This is a genomic window from Pyxidicoccus sp. M6, assembly GCF_055568925.1.
This window is the reverse complement of the sequence record NZ_CM145714.1, coordinates 454,839-470,405: the sequence shown is the minus strand read 5'-3', so window position 1 is coordinate 470,405 and position 15,567 is coordinate 454,839. Positions and strand designations below refer to the sequence as shown.

The following is a 15,567-nucleotide window of genomic DNA, read 5'->3' as shown; positions in this document are numbered from 1 at the left end:
CTTTACCGCCGGGCCACGAGTGCAAGTTCTCACCGGCCCTTTTCCGTAACACTTCCAGGCGATGACGAAATGTTACGGGGCGCGGGATGGCCTCCGACACATGCCGTAATGGGGGGTTCATCTCCAGGACATGGGCAGGGTCCAGATTGCACCGTGAAGAGTCGGGGGACCTGCCGGGCAGGCGCAGGACGGCAGGGCAGCTCTGACTCATGTGTAACGGAGGAAGTCATGGCCTGTTGGAAGAAGTTGCCCCTGGTGATGGTGATGGCGTTCCCGCTGCTGGCGTGCGCGCAGGATGCGGCGGCGCAGCGTGGCTCGGGAGGCGGGGAGATGATGCGGCGGCGACCGCCGTCGTCGTTGGAGTTGCTGCTGGAGAATCGGGAGACGCTCGCCCTCACGCCGGAGCAGGTGGGGAAGGTGAGCGAGCTGCGGCAGGCGCTGGAGGAGAAGAACGCGCCGCTCATCGAGAAGCTGGAGGCGCTGCGTCCGCCGCGCCCGCCGCCGCCGGGAGATGGCAGCCGGTCGGGCAGCGGCTTCCCGGGAGGCGCGCCGCCGGACGCGTCGGAGCTGGAGGCGCGCAGGCAGCAGGCGGAGCCGCTCATGCTGGAGGTGCGTGCCAATGACGACGCCGCGTACGCGCAGGCGGAGGCGGTGCTGAGCGACGCGCAGAAGACGAAGGCGCGCGAGCTCCTCTCGCAAGCCCGCGCGCGGCACGAGGGGATGCGGCAGAGGATGCGGGGCGGTCAGTGAGCCCCTGGCCGTGGCTGTGGTTCCTCTTGCCGCCACCTGATGCGGCGAGGCAGTCCCGGCGCGCGGTGGACCCCACGCCATCGCGCGCCCGGGGCCAGCAGCGTGTCGCGAGCACCCGGGCCCGTCCGCCGCTGGCGAGAGTCGCCAAGGCGAAGAGCCACCGCTGAGCGCCGCGTGCCCGGGCACCGCCCTGCCCGGGCGCTCACGCGTCACACGAGCCGGTGCCCGCCGTCCACGTGCAGCGTCTCGCCGGTGGTGAAGCCGTTCCCCATGAGGAAGAGGACGGCATGGCCGATGTCAGCGGGCAGCCCTACCCGCCCGACGGGGAGCCGGCGCGCGTGCTGCGCCAGGCGCTCCTGCTTGGCGTCTCCCGCGATGACGTCCCACATCGGCGTCTCCACCCACCCGGGGGAGATGACGTTGACGCGCACCGGCGCCAGCTCCAGCGCCAGCGAGCGCGCGAGCGCCACCAGCCCTCCATTCACCGCGGCGATGACAGCCCCGCCCGGACCGGGCCTGTCCGAAGCAACGCCGCCCGTGAAGGTGAGCGAGCCCGGGCCCGCGAAGCGTGCATGCTTCGCGACGTTGAGCGCGCCGACGAGCTTCGAGTCAATGGTTCGGCGCGCCTGCGCCATGTCGAACTGGCGGACGGGCGCGTAGTACGCATGCACCGAGGTGACGACCACGTGGTTCACGGGAGGCCGAGACTGGAAGAGCTCGCGCACCTGGGCCTCCTCGGTGATGTCGGCGGCGAAGGTGCGCACGCGCGGATTGTTCCCGAGCTGGGACGCGGCGGCGTCGAGCTTCTCGGGTGACCTGCCCACGAGCGTCACGGAGGCCCCGGCCTCCAGGCTCGCGCTGGCCACTCCGAGTCCGATGCCGGACGACCCGCCGATGATGACGACCTGCTGGTCTTGAAGGTTCATGCCCCAGAAGTAGCGGTACCGGGTGTCGCGAGCCATGGGACGCCGTGGCAGGCTCCATCCCATGAATGGAACGATGCCTCTGGAAGACCTGCGGCTCTTCGCGGCGGTGGCGAAGCACCTGAGCTTCGTGGAGGCAGCGAAGCGGCTCGGAGTGCCCACCAGCACGCTGAGCCGCAGGGTGGCGCACCTGGAGGAGACACTGGGCGCTCGCCTGCTCCAGCGCACGTCGAGGAAGGTGGGCCTCACCGACGAGGGTGAGCGGCTGCTGGAGCGCGCCGGGCCGCTGCTGGACGAGCTGGCCTCGGTGCTGGACCGGACGGTGGACCGCGATGAAGAGCCCGCGGGAAGGCTCCGAGTGACGGCGCCCGTGCTGACAGGGAGTCAGCGGATTGCGCCCGCGCTGTTCGCCTTTGCCGCGAAGCATCCGCGCATCAACGTGGAGCTCACCCTGACCAACGCGGTGGTATCGCTGGTCGAGGAGGGCTACGACCTGGCCTTCCGGATGGGTCCCATCCAGGACGCGGAGCTGGTGGCACGACGCATCTGGAGCATGCCCTTCGCAATCGCCGCGTCACCGCGCTTCGTGCGCGAGGTGCTCCATGGCCGGACGCGCCTGGACCGGGACACGCTCGCGTCCGTGCCCGCGGTGCTCAACCGCGCCGGAGGGACGTGGCACCTGCGCCGCAAGGACGGCTCGCTCGACGAGCTGCGCCCCAATGAACGGCACACGGTGAACGACCCGAGGGTGGCGATCGCCGCCGCAGTGGAAGGCCTGGGCATCGTCTGCGCGCCGATGGATGCATTGAAGCCGCATGGCGACAAGCTCGTGCAGCTCACGGTGGTGGGACGCACCGTGGAGCCGCGCGAGCTCTTCGCCGTGTACCCGTCACGGAGGTTGCTGCCCCGCCGAGTGCGCCTCGCGCTCGACTGGGTGAGGGAACGCGGCTGATAGCCCCCTGGCCTGGTAACGAATGAGGGGCCGCAACCTGGACCCGGATGATAGGTTTCGCAAATTCTGCGAGCCTTTCGCGTTTTCTTGGTCCTGGTGTTTGCCACCTCGTGGTTGGGCTGTTCCACCACGCATCCCAGTCCCCTGGCGCAGGCCTGGGAAGAGGCGGAGGTGGAGTGTCACACCGCAGAGAGGGACCAATGCGTTTCCCTCCTCTGCCTGGGAGACGCCTGCGGCTTCTACCCGTGCGGGGACCTGCCCGGAGAAGTCGAGCTGGCGCGCTTCCCGCCCGCACGTCCTCCCGCCGCTGCGGCCGCGCCGGGCATGGGGCCCCGGCGAAACTGGGGCGGCGCGCAGGACCTACCCAAGGGCGCCGTCATGGTGTTCCCCAACTGGGGCGGTGCTCCACAACAGGTCATCCCGCCGTCACGCCAGCTCGCGCCCGGACGCTGGGAAAAGCACCACATCTTTCCCCAGTCCGAAGACCTCGCGCGGTGGTTCGAGCGCCAAGGCGTCAAAATCCACAACTACACGATGCCCATTCCGCTTCACCTCCACAGACGAATTCACGATGGCAACGGACGTGGCGGTGCATGGAACGACGCATGGAGGGCGTTCAAAGACGCCAAGCCGCGAGCTTCTCCAGAAGAAATTTTCAAGCATGCGGGGGAGTTGATCTACCGCTTCGACCTCATCGGCGGCCCCATCCAGCCTTACTATTCCCGTCCAGGAGCGTAGGTGCGAATGAGTCGTTTCTTCTGGATGAATGAGGACAAAGCCGCCACGGCGAAGCACGGCGGCGAAGTTGATGGATGGCAACAGTTGTCACTACCCGGTGTGCGCTGTCACACGTGCGGCGCCACGTGGAGCGACGTTGGCCACGACTACCCCTCTGTCGACCTCTCACAGCTTCCGGAGCGCCGCGAGTTCGCAAAGCCGAGACCCGAGCCCTTCCCCGAGTTTGCGCGCCTTCGCGAGCTTGTTCGTCCGCTGGTGCCAGCCCATGCCGAGCTTCCACCTGGAACGGGCTTTGGCCCACTCGTGGGCCGGGCCTTCGGCGAGTTCGGGCCCATCGCCTGGGTGGGAGGGCTGAAGCTCCTTGTGCGGCGGGACGCGCTAGAGCGGCTCCAGGCAGAAGGCGTGCGCGGACTGAAGGGTTGCCGCACAGAGCTCCGATTTCGCCAGAAAAACCCACCGGAGTTGCTGGAGCCCGAGGTGGAACCGCGCGGCCAACTGCACCCGGACTGCATCCCCCCGGACGTGCCACCACCGTGCCCGACCTGTGGCCGACATGGCTTCAGCAGGCCAGACGAGCCCATCCTGGACGCCGCATCCCTCCCCTCGGAGCTGGACCTGTTCCGGGTCGGCAACTTCGCCACGATGCTTATCGGCACCGAGCGCTTCATGGACGCCGTGCGCCGCCTCGAGCTGGACGGCATCACGTTCAAGGAACTGCCAACACGCTAGCGGCGCCAGGACGCGTCTATGGCGCCCCATGCGCCGCACTGAGCGCGCGCCGGTCCACCTTGCCGGGTGACGTGCGAGGCAGCGCGTCGATGAAGCGCACGGACTTCGGCGTCTTGTACCGGGCGAGCCGTCCCTCGCAGAACGCGATGAGCGCCTCCGCCGTGGGCGCGGTGCCGGGACGCACGACCACGAGTGCGCGCGGAGTCTCTCCCCACTTGGGGTCCGGCACGCCAATCACGGCGACCTCGGCCACATCCGGATGCCCGGCGAGCACGTTCTCCACCTCGGACGGATAGATGTTCTCTCCGCCGGAGATGATGAGGTCCTTGCTCCGCCCGACGATGCGGAAACACCCATCCGCATCCCGGCTCGCGAGGTCTCCCGTGTGCAACCACCCATCGACGATGGTCCGAGCGGTGTCCTCGGGACGGCGCCAGTACCCCGCGCACACGTGCGGCCCGCGAAGGAGCAGCTCACCCACGTCGCCCGGCTGCTGCTCGCCGTCGATGCGCGCCTCGACGTGGAACAGGGGCACGCCAACGGCGCCCGCCTTGTGGCGCACCTGCCCCGGAGGCAGCCAGAAGTTGTTCGGCCCCGCCTCGGTGAGCCCGTAGCCCGTCTTGAAGTCCACGCCCCGAGCGAAGAACCGCTCGAACACCGGCCCCGGGCACGGCGCACCACCACTGATGAGCAGCTTGAGCCCCGACAAATCCACCGACTCGAAGCGCGGATGGCGCTGCATCTCGATGAACATGGTGGGCACGCCGAACACGAGGTTCACCGCGCCCCGGTGCACCAGGTCGAACACGCCCTCCACGTCGAAGCTGCGGCACACCACGGACGCGCCGCCCACGTAGACGAGCGGCGTGGTGAAGACGCTCAAGCCTCCGGCATGGAACAGCGGCGCGTTGAGCAGCGCCACGTCCCTCGAAGTCAGACCCCAGCTCACTACGGTGTTCACCGCGTTGGCGGTGATGGAGCCATGCGTGAGGACCGCGGCCTTGGGCATGCCGGTGCTGCCACCCGTGTAGCAGAGCACCCACGGCGTATCGGCCTCCAGCTCCAGCGAGGGCAGCGGCGTGGACGGAGCACGCTCCCGCTCGGAGAGCGCCCGCTCGCCAGGGCCCGGAGGCGCGAGGCACACCCAGTGCCGCACGAAGGGCGCGCGGGCACGCACGGTGTCCACCTGGGCGCGGAACTCCGCGCCGAACACGAGGACCGCGGGCTCCGCGTCCCCGAGGAGCGCGCTCAGCTCCGCCGGACTGAGGCGCCAGTTGAGCGGCTGGAGGATGGCGCCCAGCTTCGCGCACGCGAAGACAAGGTCGAGGAACTCGACACAGTTGTACGCGAGCACGGCGACGCGGTCGCCCCGCTGCACGCCAAGCACGTGGTGCAGGAAGGACGCGGTGCGAGACGCGTTCGCATCCCACTGACGGAAGGAGATGTGCCGCTCACCGTTGTTGGCGTCGATGAGGGCGGTGCGGTCGGGGTCGAGCGCGGCGCGGCGGGCCAGCCAGTCATGGACGATGGGCATGGCCCCGTACGCTAGCCGACCCGAAGGGCGGAGTGCCCGGCCCATTCACGTGGGGCCGGGCACACCCGCCGAGGTGCAACGACGAAGCGCCCGGCCCTCAATCCTGACGGTGGCGCGAAGAACCGAACCGCCGTTCAGGTCTCGATGACGGAGCGCCCGTCCTCATCCATCCAGACGGTGCAGCCACGGACCGCACCGCCGCCCTGTCAGAGTTCCGGGAAGATGAGCAGACCACGCGACGTGTCAACGACGTACACATACCCGTCCCCGGGCACGCGCATGCCGATGGCGCCGTCATGGAAAAGGTTGCCCCGAATCCGGTCGGTCTCCCGCCATGTCTGGTAGTAGCCAATCTCCTTCGGGTGCTTGGGCCTGGACACGTCCAGCACGCGCACGCCGTGCTGGTAGTGCGAGACGTAGAGCCGGTCCCCCCGCAGGTCCATGTTGTGGATGGAGACGCCCGGCGTGAGGCGGTACTCGCCGATGAGCGCCACATTCGCCGGGTCGGTGATGTCGAGCACGCGAAGGTGGGCGCCCCAGTCCTCGCCACCCTCGAAGGCGATGACGCGGCCGTCGAAGACACCCACGCGGTGGGTGTGGCTCGTCGCACGCGGGTACGTGTACTGGCCGAGCTTCACCACGTTGAGCGGGTCGCTCACGTCGAGGATGAGCAGGCCGGCGCGCCAGTGGTTGACGTAGAGCCGGTCCCCCTGCGCGGTGGCGTCATGGGGGAAGGTGGCGACGGTGGGGTCGACGCTCGGGTCCTGGTGGCGGTTGAGGAGCACGGGGTTCTTCGCGTCCGTGACGTCGAAGATGAGCGTCTGCGGCGAGGGCGCGGCGGACATCGAGTAGAGCCGGTTGCCATCGACGTAGAGCGTGTGCGCGTTGAGGAAGCCATTGCCGGGCACCGCGCGGAGGAACACGGGCTCGGCCGGAGTGGAGATGTCGAACACGAGCACGCCGCGCGCGCCGCTCGCGACGTAGAGCGCATCGTCCTTGGCCCACACGCCGTTCCAGTAGCTGTCGCCCGGGAAGTAGATGGACTTCACGAGCCGGGGCGCGGTGCGGTCGCTCAGGTCATACACATACAGACCACCGGGGCCCGCGAGCGCATCCTGGAGCGCGACGACGTACGCATGGCCGTGGGTGACGAAGACGTCCGCGGCGATGCCGCGAGGCACGGTGCCCTCGCCGATGAGCGACAGGCCAAAGGAGTCACCCTCGCTGGGAGGCCGGGAGACCTTCTCCGCCTCGAAGGTGGCCTGGTATGTCGGCTGGCCCGCGAGGCAGCTCACGTAGCACCCCGTCACGCGCTTCGGCCCGCGCGCCTTGCAGCCCACGAAGGACGAGCGGTACGTGCGTCCATCCCGCAGTGTCCCGTAATTGGTGAGGAAGAACGCCCCCGAGCCCACGTGAGCCTCGCGAAGGGCGTAGCCATCGTTGAAGACGCGGCCATCCGCCCCGAAGCGGAGGACGGAGATGGACTGGTCGTTGTCGTTCTGCAGGATGCCGTCGCCGACGATGTGGAGGGTGAAGGTCCCCTGCGCGTCCAGCTCAGCGAGGCTCTCGGTGTCACAGGCGGACAGATTGAAGGACTCGGGGGTGCCGCACTCGGCGGTGGAGCTGCCGTCGGTGATGAGCTGGCACGCGGCCAGCCGCTCCGGAATCCAGTCTCCGTCGTCCTGCTTCTTGAGCTCCTGTGCGGGGGAAGCATCCGTCGCGGGCGTTTCCACCGGCTCGGATGCACAACCCAACAGTGACGCGGTCAATGCCAGCCATCGCCCCCAGGCGCCACGAAATGCCATCTTCATGCAATTCTCCTCGTCTTTTCGGCTCGGCCCCTGAAGAGAAACGCCAACGCTCGGCCGTCCGTGGCATATCGATGAGCACCCGGGTTCGTTGCGCGCCGAGGGTGATACGGCGTGGAATGTCAGACGCCGTCAGCCGTGGCGACGCGGGGCGGCATCCAGGAGCCAGCACATGCGAAATGCGGCGCGGAGCTTCATCGCGGGTATGACGGGAACGCTGCTCATGATGTTCCCGCTCACGAGCACGGAGGCCTCCGCCGCGCCGGGCAAGAAGACGCAGCGCCCCGCCTCGCTGGAGCAGGAGCTGCTGGACGCGGTGAGGCAGTCCGGCTTCGACGAGGTGCTGGACATCAAGCGCAACGGCGAGCGCATCGCCCACCCGCCGAACGTGGACGTGGCGCTCATCGAGTTGGACCCGGAGGGGCGTCCCATCGCGGCGGCCAACGTGCTGCTGTCGCGGGACCATCCGAAGGGCGTGACGGTGCCCATCGACCCGAAGACGTGGGGCACGACGGCGGTGCGCTACACGCGGTGGGACCTGGAGCGCTGGGACGACAGGAGGGACTGGGCCGCGGTCAAGGCCGAGGACGACGTGGTGCCCGGGAGAGAGGGCGCGAAGCTGCGCTTCATGGCGCCCTACCCCGCGTCGCTGTTCAAGCTGATGATTGCCTTCCGGGTGATGCGGCTGGTGGACAAGGGCGTGCTGACGCTGGCGCAGCCGTGGCACTTCATGCGGGAGACGCTGGACCGGGGTGAGCGTCCGGTGTGGCGGTGGATGGAGCCGATGGTGACGGAATCGGACAACGGCTCCACCGAGGCGCTGGTGAAGCTGCTACACGAGACAGAGCAGATGAAGGGGCTGAACGCGGAGCTGGCGGAGCTCGGGCTGGAGACGTTGCAGGTGAACGACACGGCGCCGGAGACGGGGCGGAACTGGAACCCGGGCAGCATCCACATGACGGCGTTGGACACGGCGCGGCTGCTGTTGCTCATCGAGGGAGGACCGGGAGTGCTGTGGCGCACGCCGTCCGGCCGCGAGGTGACGGCGACGGAGCTGTCACCCGCGTCGCGGGTGTACCTGCAATCGCTGCTGGCGGACCAGGCGCTGCACGAGGCGCTGTCGTCGACGGTGTTGTGCGGAGACCCGAAGGCGGAGCCGGGCATCCCCGCGGCGGTGCCGAGGCGGTGGGTAGACCCGAAGGACGGCACGGTGACGGCGGCGGACATGGCGTTCGGAAGGGACACGCGGCCCTGCAACGCGGCGGCGGAGGTGACGTTCCTGCACAAGACGGGGCTGACGGAGAACTACGGGAGCGACGGCGGAATCGTGCGCTCACTGCCGGGGCAGTCGCGGCGCCACTACATCGTCGTGTTCATCTCCAACCTCGGCTACCGCTACTACGACCCCTCGGTGGCGAGCGCCGCGGACCCGGCGAAGGGAGAGGAAGGCTTCCCCTACGTGAGCACGAAAATCGACTACACCCAGCGCATCCCCGCGCTGGGCCGCCGCATCGACGACTTGATGAAGGCACGCCAGCGCGAGCAGGACCGCGAGTAGCTCCGAGACCTGTCACATCTCCCATGTCAGCCCCCACCTATAGGGTGCGTTCCACCAACGGCTCCGTTCGGGCCGAAGAAGGGGATGGGCGTGAGACTGGAGAGTGCGAGGTCATTGAAGGAAGAGCTCTGGTTCAACCTGCATAGAACCGTAATGGGCCGCTCGGAGGTACTGGCCCAAGCCCTTGGGAGCGAGGGCACCGCGATGCCGCCTCCAGGCGTAGCACTCGGCATCGTGCCTGGACGCAGGCGAGATGACTTCAAGCTCGCGGTGCGTCTCCAGAAGCTGAGCCATGAGGCACAGAGCTACGCCGCCTATGTGGCAGGCAAGGCCGCCGATGAAGCCGATGTCCGCTACATTGGTGCCGTCCAGGCGCCACCCGCTGATACGGCCTCCGCTCGCTATCGGAGACGCAGCCGTCCATTGAGGCCGGGGCTCTCGATTGGCCATGTCAACGTCACGGCAGGGACACTCGGTGGCTTCGTCATCGATTCAAAAGGCCGGCCAGGCATCCTCTCCAACAACCATGTGCTCGCCGCGAGAAATGCTGGCAAGCGAGGGGATGCCATCTTGCAGGCGGGGCCCATGGATGGAGGTGGCTACCCGGACGATGAGGTCGCCCGGCTGGAGCGCTTCATCCATATGAAGCCCCATGGAAACGCGGTGGATGCCGCGCTGGCCCTGCTGAAACATGACCTGAAAGTACACCCCCTCTACCGGAAGCGACGCCTCGCGGGCATGACGCCCGTGGGCGAAATCCAGTCGAGTCTCGGGGTCTGGAAGCTTGGGCGCACGACGGGCTACACAAAGGGAAGAGTGTCCGCCATCGAAGTCGATCAGGTCACCGTCGACTACGGCGGTACCTTCCACACCTTTGATGGCCAGCTCGAAGTCACGGGCAGAAGCCGTCCATTCAGCAGGAGTGGGGACTCCGGTGCCCTCGTCGTCGATGAAGCCCATCAAGGCGTGGGGCTCCTCTTCGCCGGCTCGGAAAGAGGAGGCCTCCTCGGCATCGGAGTCAGCTACGCGAACCCGCTCGAGACCGTGCTGGACCTGCTCGGAGTCGAACTCCTCGACGCCGGCTGAGATGACGTGCCCGATGCAAGTCGCTACCTTTCGGGCATGGCAACACGAGCGGAAGCCAGCAGCGTGAAGACCGAGCTGGGCCGGCGCCTCGCTGGCACGCGCTGGCTGCGAGGCATCGGGCTTGCCTCCGAGGGTGGTGACTACCACGTGAAGGTCAACGTGGAGGCACTCACCCCGGAAGTCCTGGCGGCCGTCCCGCGCCAGTGGGGCTCCGTCCAGGTGCGCATCGAAGCCGTCGGAGACATCCACGCCGGCAGCCAGGACCCCTGAGGCTGGCGAGCAACTCCACCGCTGCTCGCCACGCCCATCATGGCACCAGCACCAGCTTCCCCACCGTCGTCCCCGACTCCAGCGCCTTGTGCGCCTCCGCCACCGCGTCCAGCGGGAAGCGCGTCACCTGCGGTGACACCAGCTTCCCCTCCTCCACCCAGCCCACGAGCCGCGCCATCGCCTCCTCCAGAATCCCGCGCTGCTCGAACAGATAGGACAGGTTGAACGCGAGCACGCTCATGTTGTCGTTCGTCAGCGTGAGCGGGTCGAACCTCGGCGTCCGCAGCCAGTCCCACGCCAGCTTCGCGTAGTTCGGCCTCCCGCCCGTGCGCGGCAGCATGGAGTGGAAGCCGTAGATGACCAGCTTCCCCGGCGACGCGAGGTGCTTGTAGCTGTCCCTCAGCGTGGACGGCCCGTTCGCATCCAGCACCACGTCATACCCACGAGGCGACGCCCGCTCCGCCGCCGCCCACAAGTCCTCGCGGCTCTTGTCGATAACCATGTCCGCCCCCAGCGCCCGCGCCGCCTCCACCTTGTGCGGCCCGCCCACCACGCCCACCATCCGGCACCCGGCAATCCTCCCGAGCTGCAACAGCGCGCTCCCCACCCCACCCGCCGCCGAGTGCACCAACACCGTCGACCCCGGCCTCGGGTGCGCCAGCTCGAACAACGCGTAGTACGCCGTGAGGAACACCGTGGGAAACCCCGCCGCCTGCTCCAGCGTCAACCGCGACGGCACCGCGAACACCTGATGACGCGGCACGACGACGTGCGTCGAATATCCGCCGAACCGCGTGACACCGAAGACCCGCGCCCCCACCGCCAGGTCCGTGACGCCCGGGTCCACCGAAACCACCGTTCCTGAGAATTCGAAACCCGGAGTAATCGGCCAGCCGACGAACTCCTTCGCCGAGGCGTACAGCCCCATGCGGATGACGCAGTCCGCATAGTTCACGCCAATGGCCTCCGTGGCCACCACCACCTCCCCCGGCCCAGGTGAAACCTGATTCAGGTTTCTGAGGTGGAGCTGTTCGTACCCACCCGCCTTCTCAATCACGACCTTGCGTGCGCGCATGCACACGTGAGTATCACGCGACGCGATGCGACAACGTGTTTCACGTCCACTCGGCTGACGACGCGTGCATGAACAGTCATTAGACTGTGCATCGCGCTCGAGGACGTTTCTGTTCCGCGCGCGTTTCCAAAACACATCGAAGGAGAAGTCCATGCGTCTGCGGCATTCGCTCTATCTCGCGGGCTCGCTGCTGCTCGGCTCACTCACCGGCTGCGGCGAGGGCGTCGAGCCCGAGTCCTCGCTCCCCGAGACTCCCGCCGTCGAAGCGCCCGCGGGCGAGCAGCTCGGCACCTCGGAGTCCGCGGCGTCCACCACCGGGCTCACCACGCACTTCCGTAGCTGGCTCACCGCCAACGGCTACGACACCTACGACTTCGTGCGCACGGACCTGTCCGGCGGCAGCTACGGCGGCAAGGCCAGCAGCACGGACACGGTGGTGAACCAGCCCGTCATCTTCATCCACGGCAACTCGGACAAGGCCATCGGCACGGGCACCGCGGGCCAGACGGGCTGGACGGCCTCCGTCGATTACTTCCTCGCCAACGGCTACAAGACGAGCGAGCTGTACGCCACCACGTGGGGCCCGGCCAGCGCGACGATGTCCGCGTACCAGTACCACTCGAAGGCGAACGTGATGAAGGTGCGCAAGTTCATCGAGGCGGTGCTGCGCTACACCGGCGCCTCCAAGGTGGACATCGTCACCCACTCCATGGGCGTGACGCTCACGCGCAAGGCCATCCTCGGCGGCACCGCCAATGACTCGGCGGACGGCGGCGACTACAACGTGGGCTCGCCGCTCACGGGCTCGGTGGACACCTTCGTCGGCATCGCCGGCGCCAACCTGGGCCTCACGTCCTGTTACCAGACGGGTCCCTCCACGCCCACCTGCGGCTCCACCAACGGCCTGTACCCGGGCTACCTCTACTGGGGCCTCGTGGTGGGCCGCTCCACGTACCTCAACAACCTGATGTCCACGAGCGGCTACGAGGGCGCGTACCGCTACACCATCTACTCCACGGCGGACGAAATCATCGGCTACGGCGGCGTCGTCTACGGAGACTACACCTCCCGCATCCCCGGCCAGACGGGCGAGAAGGTGTACTCGGCCTACCCCTACGGGCACTTCAACTCGAAGGACCTGACGGCGGCCGTGCAGTACAGCATGGTGCGCAACCACACCATCCCGTAGTCCGGCCCTCATGAAGAAGCCCCACCCTCGCGCGGTGCGAAGGTGGGGCTCATGACTTCACGACGTCACCGGCTCACGGCGTCACGGATGCGGAGCATTCGCGGGAGCCGGAGCACCCTCCTTCGCCGGCGTCGGCGGAGGCGTGGTCTCTGGCGCCGGCGTTCCGGGCGTGGCGGTTCCCGGCTTCGGAGCCTTCTCCTGCGGCGGCGTACCCTCGGGCACGGGCACCTGCCCCTCGGCCGCGGCGCGGACGAAGGCCAGCGCCGTCTCGTTGAAGCGCTCGGGGCAGTCGAGCTGCAGCGTGTGGCCGCAGCCCTTCAGCGCCACCAGCTTCGCGCCGGGGATGCGCGACGCGCCGTACTCCATGATGTCGCGCGTCTCGCCGCCGTGGAGGAACGGGTTGGGGATGAGCCGGTCATCCGTGCCGTAGACGATGAGCGTGGGCACGGTGACATGGTGGAGGTTGTCGCGCACGAAGTCGTTGTGCGCCAGGCCCCGCACCGTGCGGACGTTGGCGTAGGCGTACGCGTCGAACTCGGGGGACCTCGCCACCCGCACGCGCTCCTCGATGAGCCACTCCAGCCCCGGCCGCCAGTTCATGAAGTTGCCCTGGCGCACGCTGCCCCAGATGGCGAACTCCGGCGCGGCCTTGATGAACTCCGTGCTCATGACCCGCTCGAACCAGGCCTTCTCCTTCCAGGAGAACTTCTCGAAGCCGGCGGGAGACACCAGCACCAGCGCGCTCAGCGCGTCCGGGTAGCGGATGGCGTAGGACAGCGACGTCTGACCGCCCATGGAGTGGCCGGCCAGAATCGGCTTGTCCACCTGCAGCGTGTCCACCAGTTCGCGCACCACGTCGGCCATGGCCTCCATGGTGTACGGGAAGGTGCCCGGCTTGTCGGACTTGCCGTAGCCCGGCAGGTCCACCGCGATGACGCGGTAGCCCTGCTGGTGGAAGGCGTCCAACTGCGAGCGCCAGAACTTCAGGTACGAGCCGAGGCCGTGGATGAAGACCACCGTCTTCGCGTCCGGCGCGCTGGCCGGCATGTCCACGTAGGCCACCTCGAAGGCGGCGGGCAGGCCGTACTGCGCGGCGGTGCGCGGCACCGACAGCCGCTTCACGGGCCAGGGTTCTTTCGAGCCCTCGGAGGAGTAGTCGAAGTCCTTGAAGGAGAGGGCGGACTCGGTCGCGTACGAGCGCACGCAGCCGGAGGAGGACAGCCCCGCCGCGAGGAGCAGGGCGGTGAAGGCGCGGGAGGAGCTCATGGTCAGAACGCGTACCAGGTGAAGGTGGTGAAAGCCGCCCAAGGGTCGCTCGTCACGGTGGGAGCGCCGTCGTAGAAGCTGCCGCGGAAGAGGTAGCCGGTATGCAGGCCCACCGTCATGAGGTAGCGGATGGTGTAGCGCAGCTCCGCGTTCACCTCGGCGCCGATGAAGCGCCCGCGAGGCACGTCCGGATTCCACCGCGTCGGCGTGGCGCCCGCGTTGGCGATGCCCGTGCCCACCTTGAGGTTGAGCTTGTTGGGGATGATGTCCCACGCCGCCGTGGCCATGCCGGCGCGCAAACCGAAGCCCTGGTTGGAGATGTCCGACACCGCGCCCGCGTAGTTGTTCACCGTGCTGGTGAAGGGGAACAGCAGCAGCATCTTGTGGTTGAACCACACCGCGCCGGGGATGCCGTACTGGTTCATCGTGAAGGCGCCGGTGTAGCGGTCATCCTGCACGTTGTTGTCGCCGGTGGTGACCATGCCCTCCAGCGTCACCACGTCCGCCGGCCCGCGGCCCCACTGGTACATCAGCTCCGCGTTGGCGGAGAGGCCGGAGATGCTGAGCTTGTCCAGCACCGACGTGTCCGGGGCGGCGCTCTTGTACTCGCCGCCGTTGTAGATGACGAAGCCGGACGCGCCGAGCCGGCCGTTGCGGAAGTCGATGTTGTGGTTGAAGTGCGCGCCCACCCAGAACACCTCGCCGGTAGGGCGCTCAATCGGGAAGCGCGCGGTGCCCACGAAGCCGGGGAGGCCGGTGGAGGACGGGCCGCTCTTCACCAGGCCCTCGTACGCGTACGCGTCGCCCTTGGTGTTGTCGTTGAGGTACCAGAACGACAGGCCCACGTTGGTGTTGGGGCGGACGGGGTAGACGTAGTCCGCCATGGCCAGCCAGATGTACTTCAGCCGCGGGTCGTTCTTCTCCGCGCGGTCCGACTGCGCGCTGCCCAGCGGCAGCAGCGTCAGGCGCGCCTGGCCCTTGAGGTAGTTGCTGAAGACGGACAGGCCGGTGGCGTCGCTGCCGAGGAAGGCCAGCTTGTAGCCGGTGCGGATGATGTCCGACAGCGGCGTGCGCGTCGGGTCATAGGGCGTGTCGTAGACGGGCTGCGTGCCGACGAGCAGCGTCAGCTGCGCGGGAATGCGCGTGGGGTAGATGGCGACGTTGACGTTCTTCGTCTGGATGTTGACCTGGTCGGCGTTGAAGCCGCCGCCCTCGTTCTGGCCCAGCGCGTTGGCCGCGCGGCCCCACATGAAGTCCACCTCGAACTGCGCGCGGAACGACGCCAGCCCGTCCACGAAGTAGGGGCTGTATTCGATGACGGGAATCCAGCGCTGCTCGACGAAGTACGCCGTGCGCCCAGGCGTCACGCTCACCGCGCTGCCCGAGGGCGAGCCGATGGGGCCCAGCGCCACGCCGCGCAGGCCGGCCGGGTCACCCACCTGGTTCGTCAGCGACAGGCGCGTGAAGAAGTAGTTGATGAGGGTGAGCTCGCGAGGCTTCGCGTCCTCCTCGCGGTCCTTCTCCTCGAGCCAGTCGCCGTAATAGAGGCCGGGAACCGGCGTGCTCTGCGCGGCCGCCGGCAGTGCCAGTCCCGCGAGGCCCAGCGCCAGCGCCACCGCGCAGCGCCGCATCGCGCGTGCTTCAAGCCACCTTCCCGTCATATCCACCTCGGCCCCGAGCGAGGGGCGC

The 15,567-nt window shown here is 68.2% G+C and carries 15 protein-coding genes; 9 read left to right on the top strand and 6 right to left on the bottom strand.

From position 1 onward, the window contains the following. Window positions 1-228: 228 nt before the first annotated feature. Both ACVTJA_RS01880 and ACVTJA_RS01875 read left to right on the top strand, forming a co-directional pair. The gene (locus tag ACVTJA_RS01880) at window positions 229-750 is read left to right on the top strand and encodes a Spy/CpxP family protein refolding chaperone (RefSeq protein ID WP_465833266.1); all 522 of its coding nucleotides are present in this window, start codon (window positions 229-231) and stop codon (window positions 748-750) included. Further along, window positions 747-917, top strand: coding sequence for a hypothetical protein (locus tag ACVTJA_RS01875; RefSeq protein WP_465833264.1), 171 nt, complete (start codon window positions 747-749; stop codon window positions 915-917). Before ACVTJA_RS01880 ends, ACVTJA_RS01875 begins: the two co-directional genes overlap by 4 nt. A 42-nt stretch (window positions 918-959) precedes the next feature. Here the strand turns inward: ACVTJA_RS01875 and ACVTJA_RS01870 are convergent, their stop codons facing one another. Then, on the bottom strand, window positions 960-1,712 hold the full coding sequence (locus ACVTJA_RS01870; RefSeq protein ID WP_465833262.1) for an SDR family oxidoreductase: 753 nt from the start codon (window positions 1,710-1,712) through the stop codon (window positions 960-962). Between the two features lie 37 nt (window positions 1,713-1,749). Between ACVTJA_RS01870 and ACVTJA_RS01865 the strand changes: the two genes are divergently transcribed. The 3 genes from ACVTJA_RS01865 to sitI6 all read left to right on the top strand — a co-directional run bounded on the left by ACVTJA_RS01865 (window position 1,750) and on the right by sitI6 (window position 4,092). After that, window positions 1,750-2,625 carry a LysR family transcriptional regulator gene (locus ACVTJA_RS01865; protein ID WP_465833261.1) on the top strand — a complete coding sequence of 292 codons (876 nt, stop codon included), beginning with the start codon at window positions 1,750-1,752 and terminating at the stop codon, window positions 2,623-2,625. A gap of 87 nt (window positions 2,626-2,712) precedes the next feature. Next, entirely contained in the window at window positions 2,713-3,363 is a 651-nt protein-coding gene (sitA6, locus tag ACVTJA_RS01860) for a SitA6 family polymorphic toxin lipoprotein (RefSeq protein ID WP_465833259.1), read from the top strand. A 6-nt stretch (window positions 3,364-3,369) separates the two neighbouring features. Further along, entirely contained in the window at window positions 3,370-4,092 is a 723-nt protein-coding gene (gene sitI6, locus ACVTJA_RS01855; protein WP_465833257.1) for a SitI6 family double-CXXCG motif immunity protein, read from the top strand. A 16-nt stretch (window positions 4,093-4,108) separates the two neighbouring features. On the opposite strand, the gene ACVTJA_RS01850 is transcribed toward sitI6, so the two are convergent. Together ACVTJA_RS01850 and ACVTJA_RS01845 are read right to left on the bottom strand one after the other, a co-directional pair. Further along, on the bottom strand, window positions 4,109-5,626 hold the full coding sequence (locus ACVTJA_RS01850; protein WP_465833255.1) for an acyl-CoA synthetase: 1,518 nt from the start codon (window positions 5,624-5,626) through the stop codon (window positions 4,109-4,111). 206 nt (window positions 5,627-5,832) lie between these two features. Then, window positions 5,833-7,437 (bottom strand): LVIVD repeat-containing protein, encoded by a 1,605-nt coding sequence (locus tag ACVTJA_RS01845; protein WP_465833254.1) that lies wholly within the window; start codon window positions 7,435-7,437, stop codon window positions 5,833-5,835. Between the two features lie 169 nt (window positions 7,438-7,606). On the opposite strand from ACVTJA_RS01845, the gene ACVTJA_RS01840 reads away from it, so the two are divergent. From ACVTJA_RS01840 to ACVTJA_RS01830, 3 genes are all read left to right on the top strand, one after another. Beyond that, window positions 7,607-8,992 carry a serine hydrolase gene (locus ACVTJA_RS01840; protein WP_465833253.1) on the top strand — a complete coding sequence of 462 codons (1,386 nt, stop codon included), beginning with the start codon at window positions 7,607-7,609 and terminating at the stop codon, window positions 8,990-8,992. Between the two features lie 114 nt (window positions 8,993-9,106). Beyond that, on the top strand, window positions 9,107-10,078 hold the full coding sequence (locus tag ACVTJA_RS01835) for a chymotrypsin family serine protease (protein ID WP_465833252.1): 972 nt from the start codon (window positions 9,107-9,109) through the stop codon (window positions 10,076-10,078). Window positions 10,079-10,141: 63 nt separating this feature from the next. Then, on the top strand, window positions 10,142-10,348 hold the full coding sequence (locus tag ACVTJA_RS01830; RefSeq protein ID WP_465833250.1) for a hypothetical protein: 207 nt from the start codon (window positions 10,142-10,144) through the stop codon (window positions 10,346-10,348). 37 nt (window positions 10,349-10,385) lie between these two features. On the opposite strand, the gene ACVTJA_RS01825 is transcribed toward ACVTJA_RS01830, so the two are convergent. Continuing rightward, window positions 10,386-11,423 (bottom strand): synaptic vesicle VAT-1 family membrane protein, encoded by a 1,038-nt coding sequence (locus ACVTJA_RS01825; RefSeq protein WP_465833248.1) that lies wholly within the window; start codon window positions 11,421-11,423, stop codon window positions 10,386-10,388. Between the two features lie 151 nt (window positions 11,424-11,574). Between ACVTJA_RS01825 and ACVTJA_RS01820 the strand changes: the two genes are divergently transcribed. After that, window positions 11,575-12,612, top strand: a complete 1,038-nt coding sequence (locus tag ACVTJA_RS01820; RefSeq protein ID WP_465833247.1) for an alpha/beta hydrolase family protein — start codon at window positions 11,575-11,577, stop codon at window positions 12,610-12,612. Between the two features lie 81 nt (window positions 12,613-12,693). On the opposite strand, the gene ACVTJA_RS01815 is transcribed toward ACVTJA_RS01820, so the two are convergent. Together ACVTJA_RS01815 and ACVTJA_RS01810 are read right to left on the bottom strand one after the other, a co-directional pair. Beyond that, window positions 12,694-13,878: an alpha/beta fold hydrolase gene (locus tag ACVTJA_RS01815; RefSeq protein WP_465833246.1), complete on the bottom strand. Its 1,185-nt coding sequence runs from the start codon at window positions 13,876-13,878 to the stop codon at window positions 12,694-12,696. A 2-nt stretch (window positions 13,879-13,880) separates the two neighbouring features. Beyond that, window positions 13,881-15,509, bottom strand: a complete 1,629-nt coding sequence (locus ACVTJA_RS01810; RefSeq protein WP_465833244.1) for a hypothetical protein — start codon at window positions 15,507-15,509, stop codon at window positions 13,881-13,883. Between the last annotated feature and the right edge of the window lie 58 nt (window positions 15,510-15,567).

Bases quoted from the DNA above. Each gene is read 5' to 3' on its own strand.
- ACVTJA_RS01880 (WP_465833266.1), top strand. From the start codon at position 229: ATGGCCTGTTGGAAGAAGTTGCCCCTGGTGATGGTGATGGCGTTCCCG.
- ACVTJA_RS01870 (WP_465833262.1), bottom strand. From the start codon at position 1,712: ATGGCTCGCGACACCCGGTACCGCTACTTCTGGGGCATGAACCTTCAA.
- ACVTJA_RS01865 (WP_465833261.1), top strand. From the start codon at position 1,750: ATGCCTCTGGAAGACCTGCGGCTCTTCGCGGCGGTGGCGAAGCACCTG.
- sitI6 (WP_465833257.1), top strand. From the start codon at position 3,370: ATGAGTCGTTTCTTCTGGATGAATGAGGACAAAGCCGCCACGGCGAAG.
- ACVTJA_RS01850 (WP_465833255.1), bottom strand. From the start codon at position 5,626: ATGCCCATCGTCCATGACTGGCTGGCCCGCCGCGCCGCGCTCGACCCC.
- ACVTJA_RS01845 (WP_465833254.1), bottom strand. From the start codon at position 7,437: ATGAAGATGGCATTTCGTGGCGCCTGGGGGCGATGGCTGGCATTGACC.
- ACVTJA_RS01840 (WP_465833253.1), top strand. From the start codon at position 7,607: ATGCGAAATGCGGCGCGGAGCTTCATCGCGGGTATGACGGGAACGCTG.
- ACVTJA_RS01825 (WP_465833248.1), bottom strand. From the start codon at position 11,423: ATGCGCGCACGCAAGGTCGTGATTGAGAAGGCGGGTGGGTACGAACAG.
- ACVTJA_RS01820 (WP_465833247.1), top strand. From the start codon at position 11,575: ATGCGTCTGCGGCATTCGCTCTATCTCGCGGGCTCGCTGCTGCTCGGC.
- ACVTJA_RS01815 (WP_465833246.1), bottom strand. From the start codon at position 13,878: ATGAGCTCCTCCCGCGCCTTCACCGCCCTGCTCCTCGCGGCGGGGCTG.
- ACVTJA_RS01810 (WP_465833244.1), bottom strand. From the start codon at position 15,509: ATGCGGCGCTGCGCGGTGGCGCTGGCGCTGGGCCTCGCGGGACTGGCA.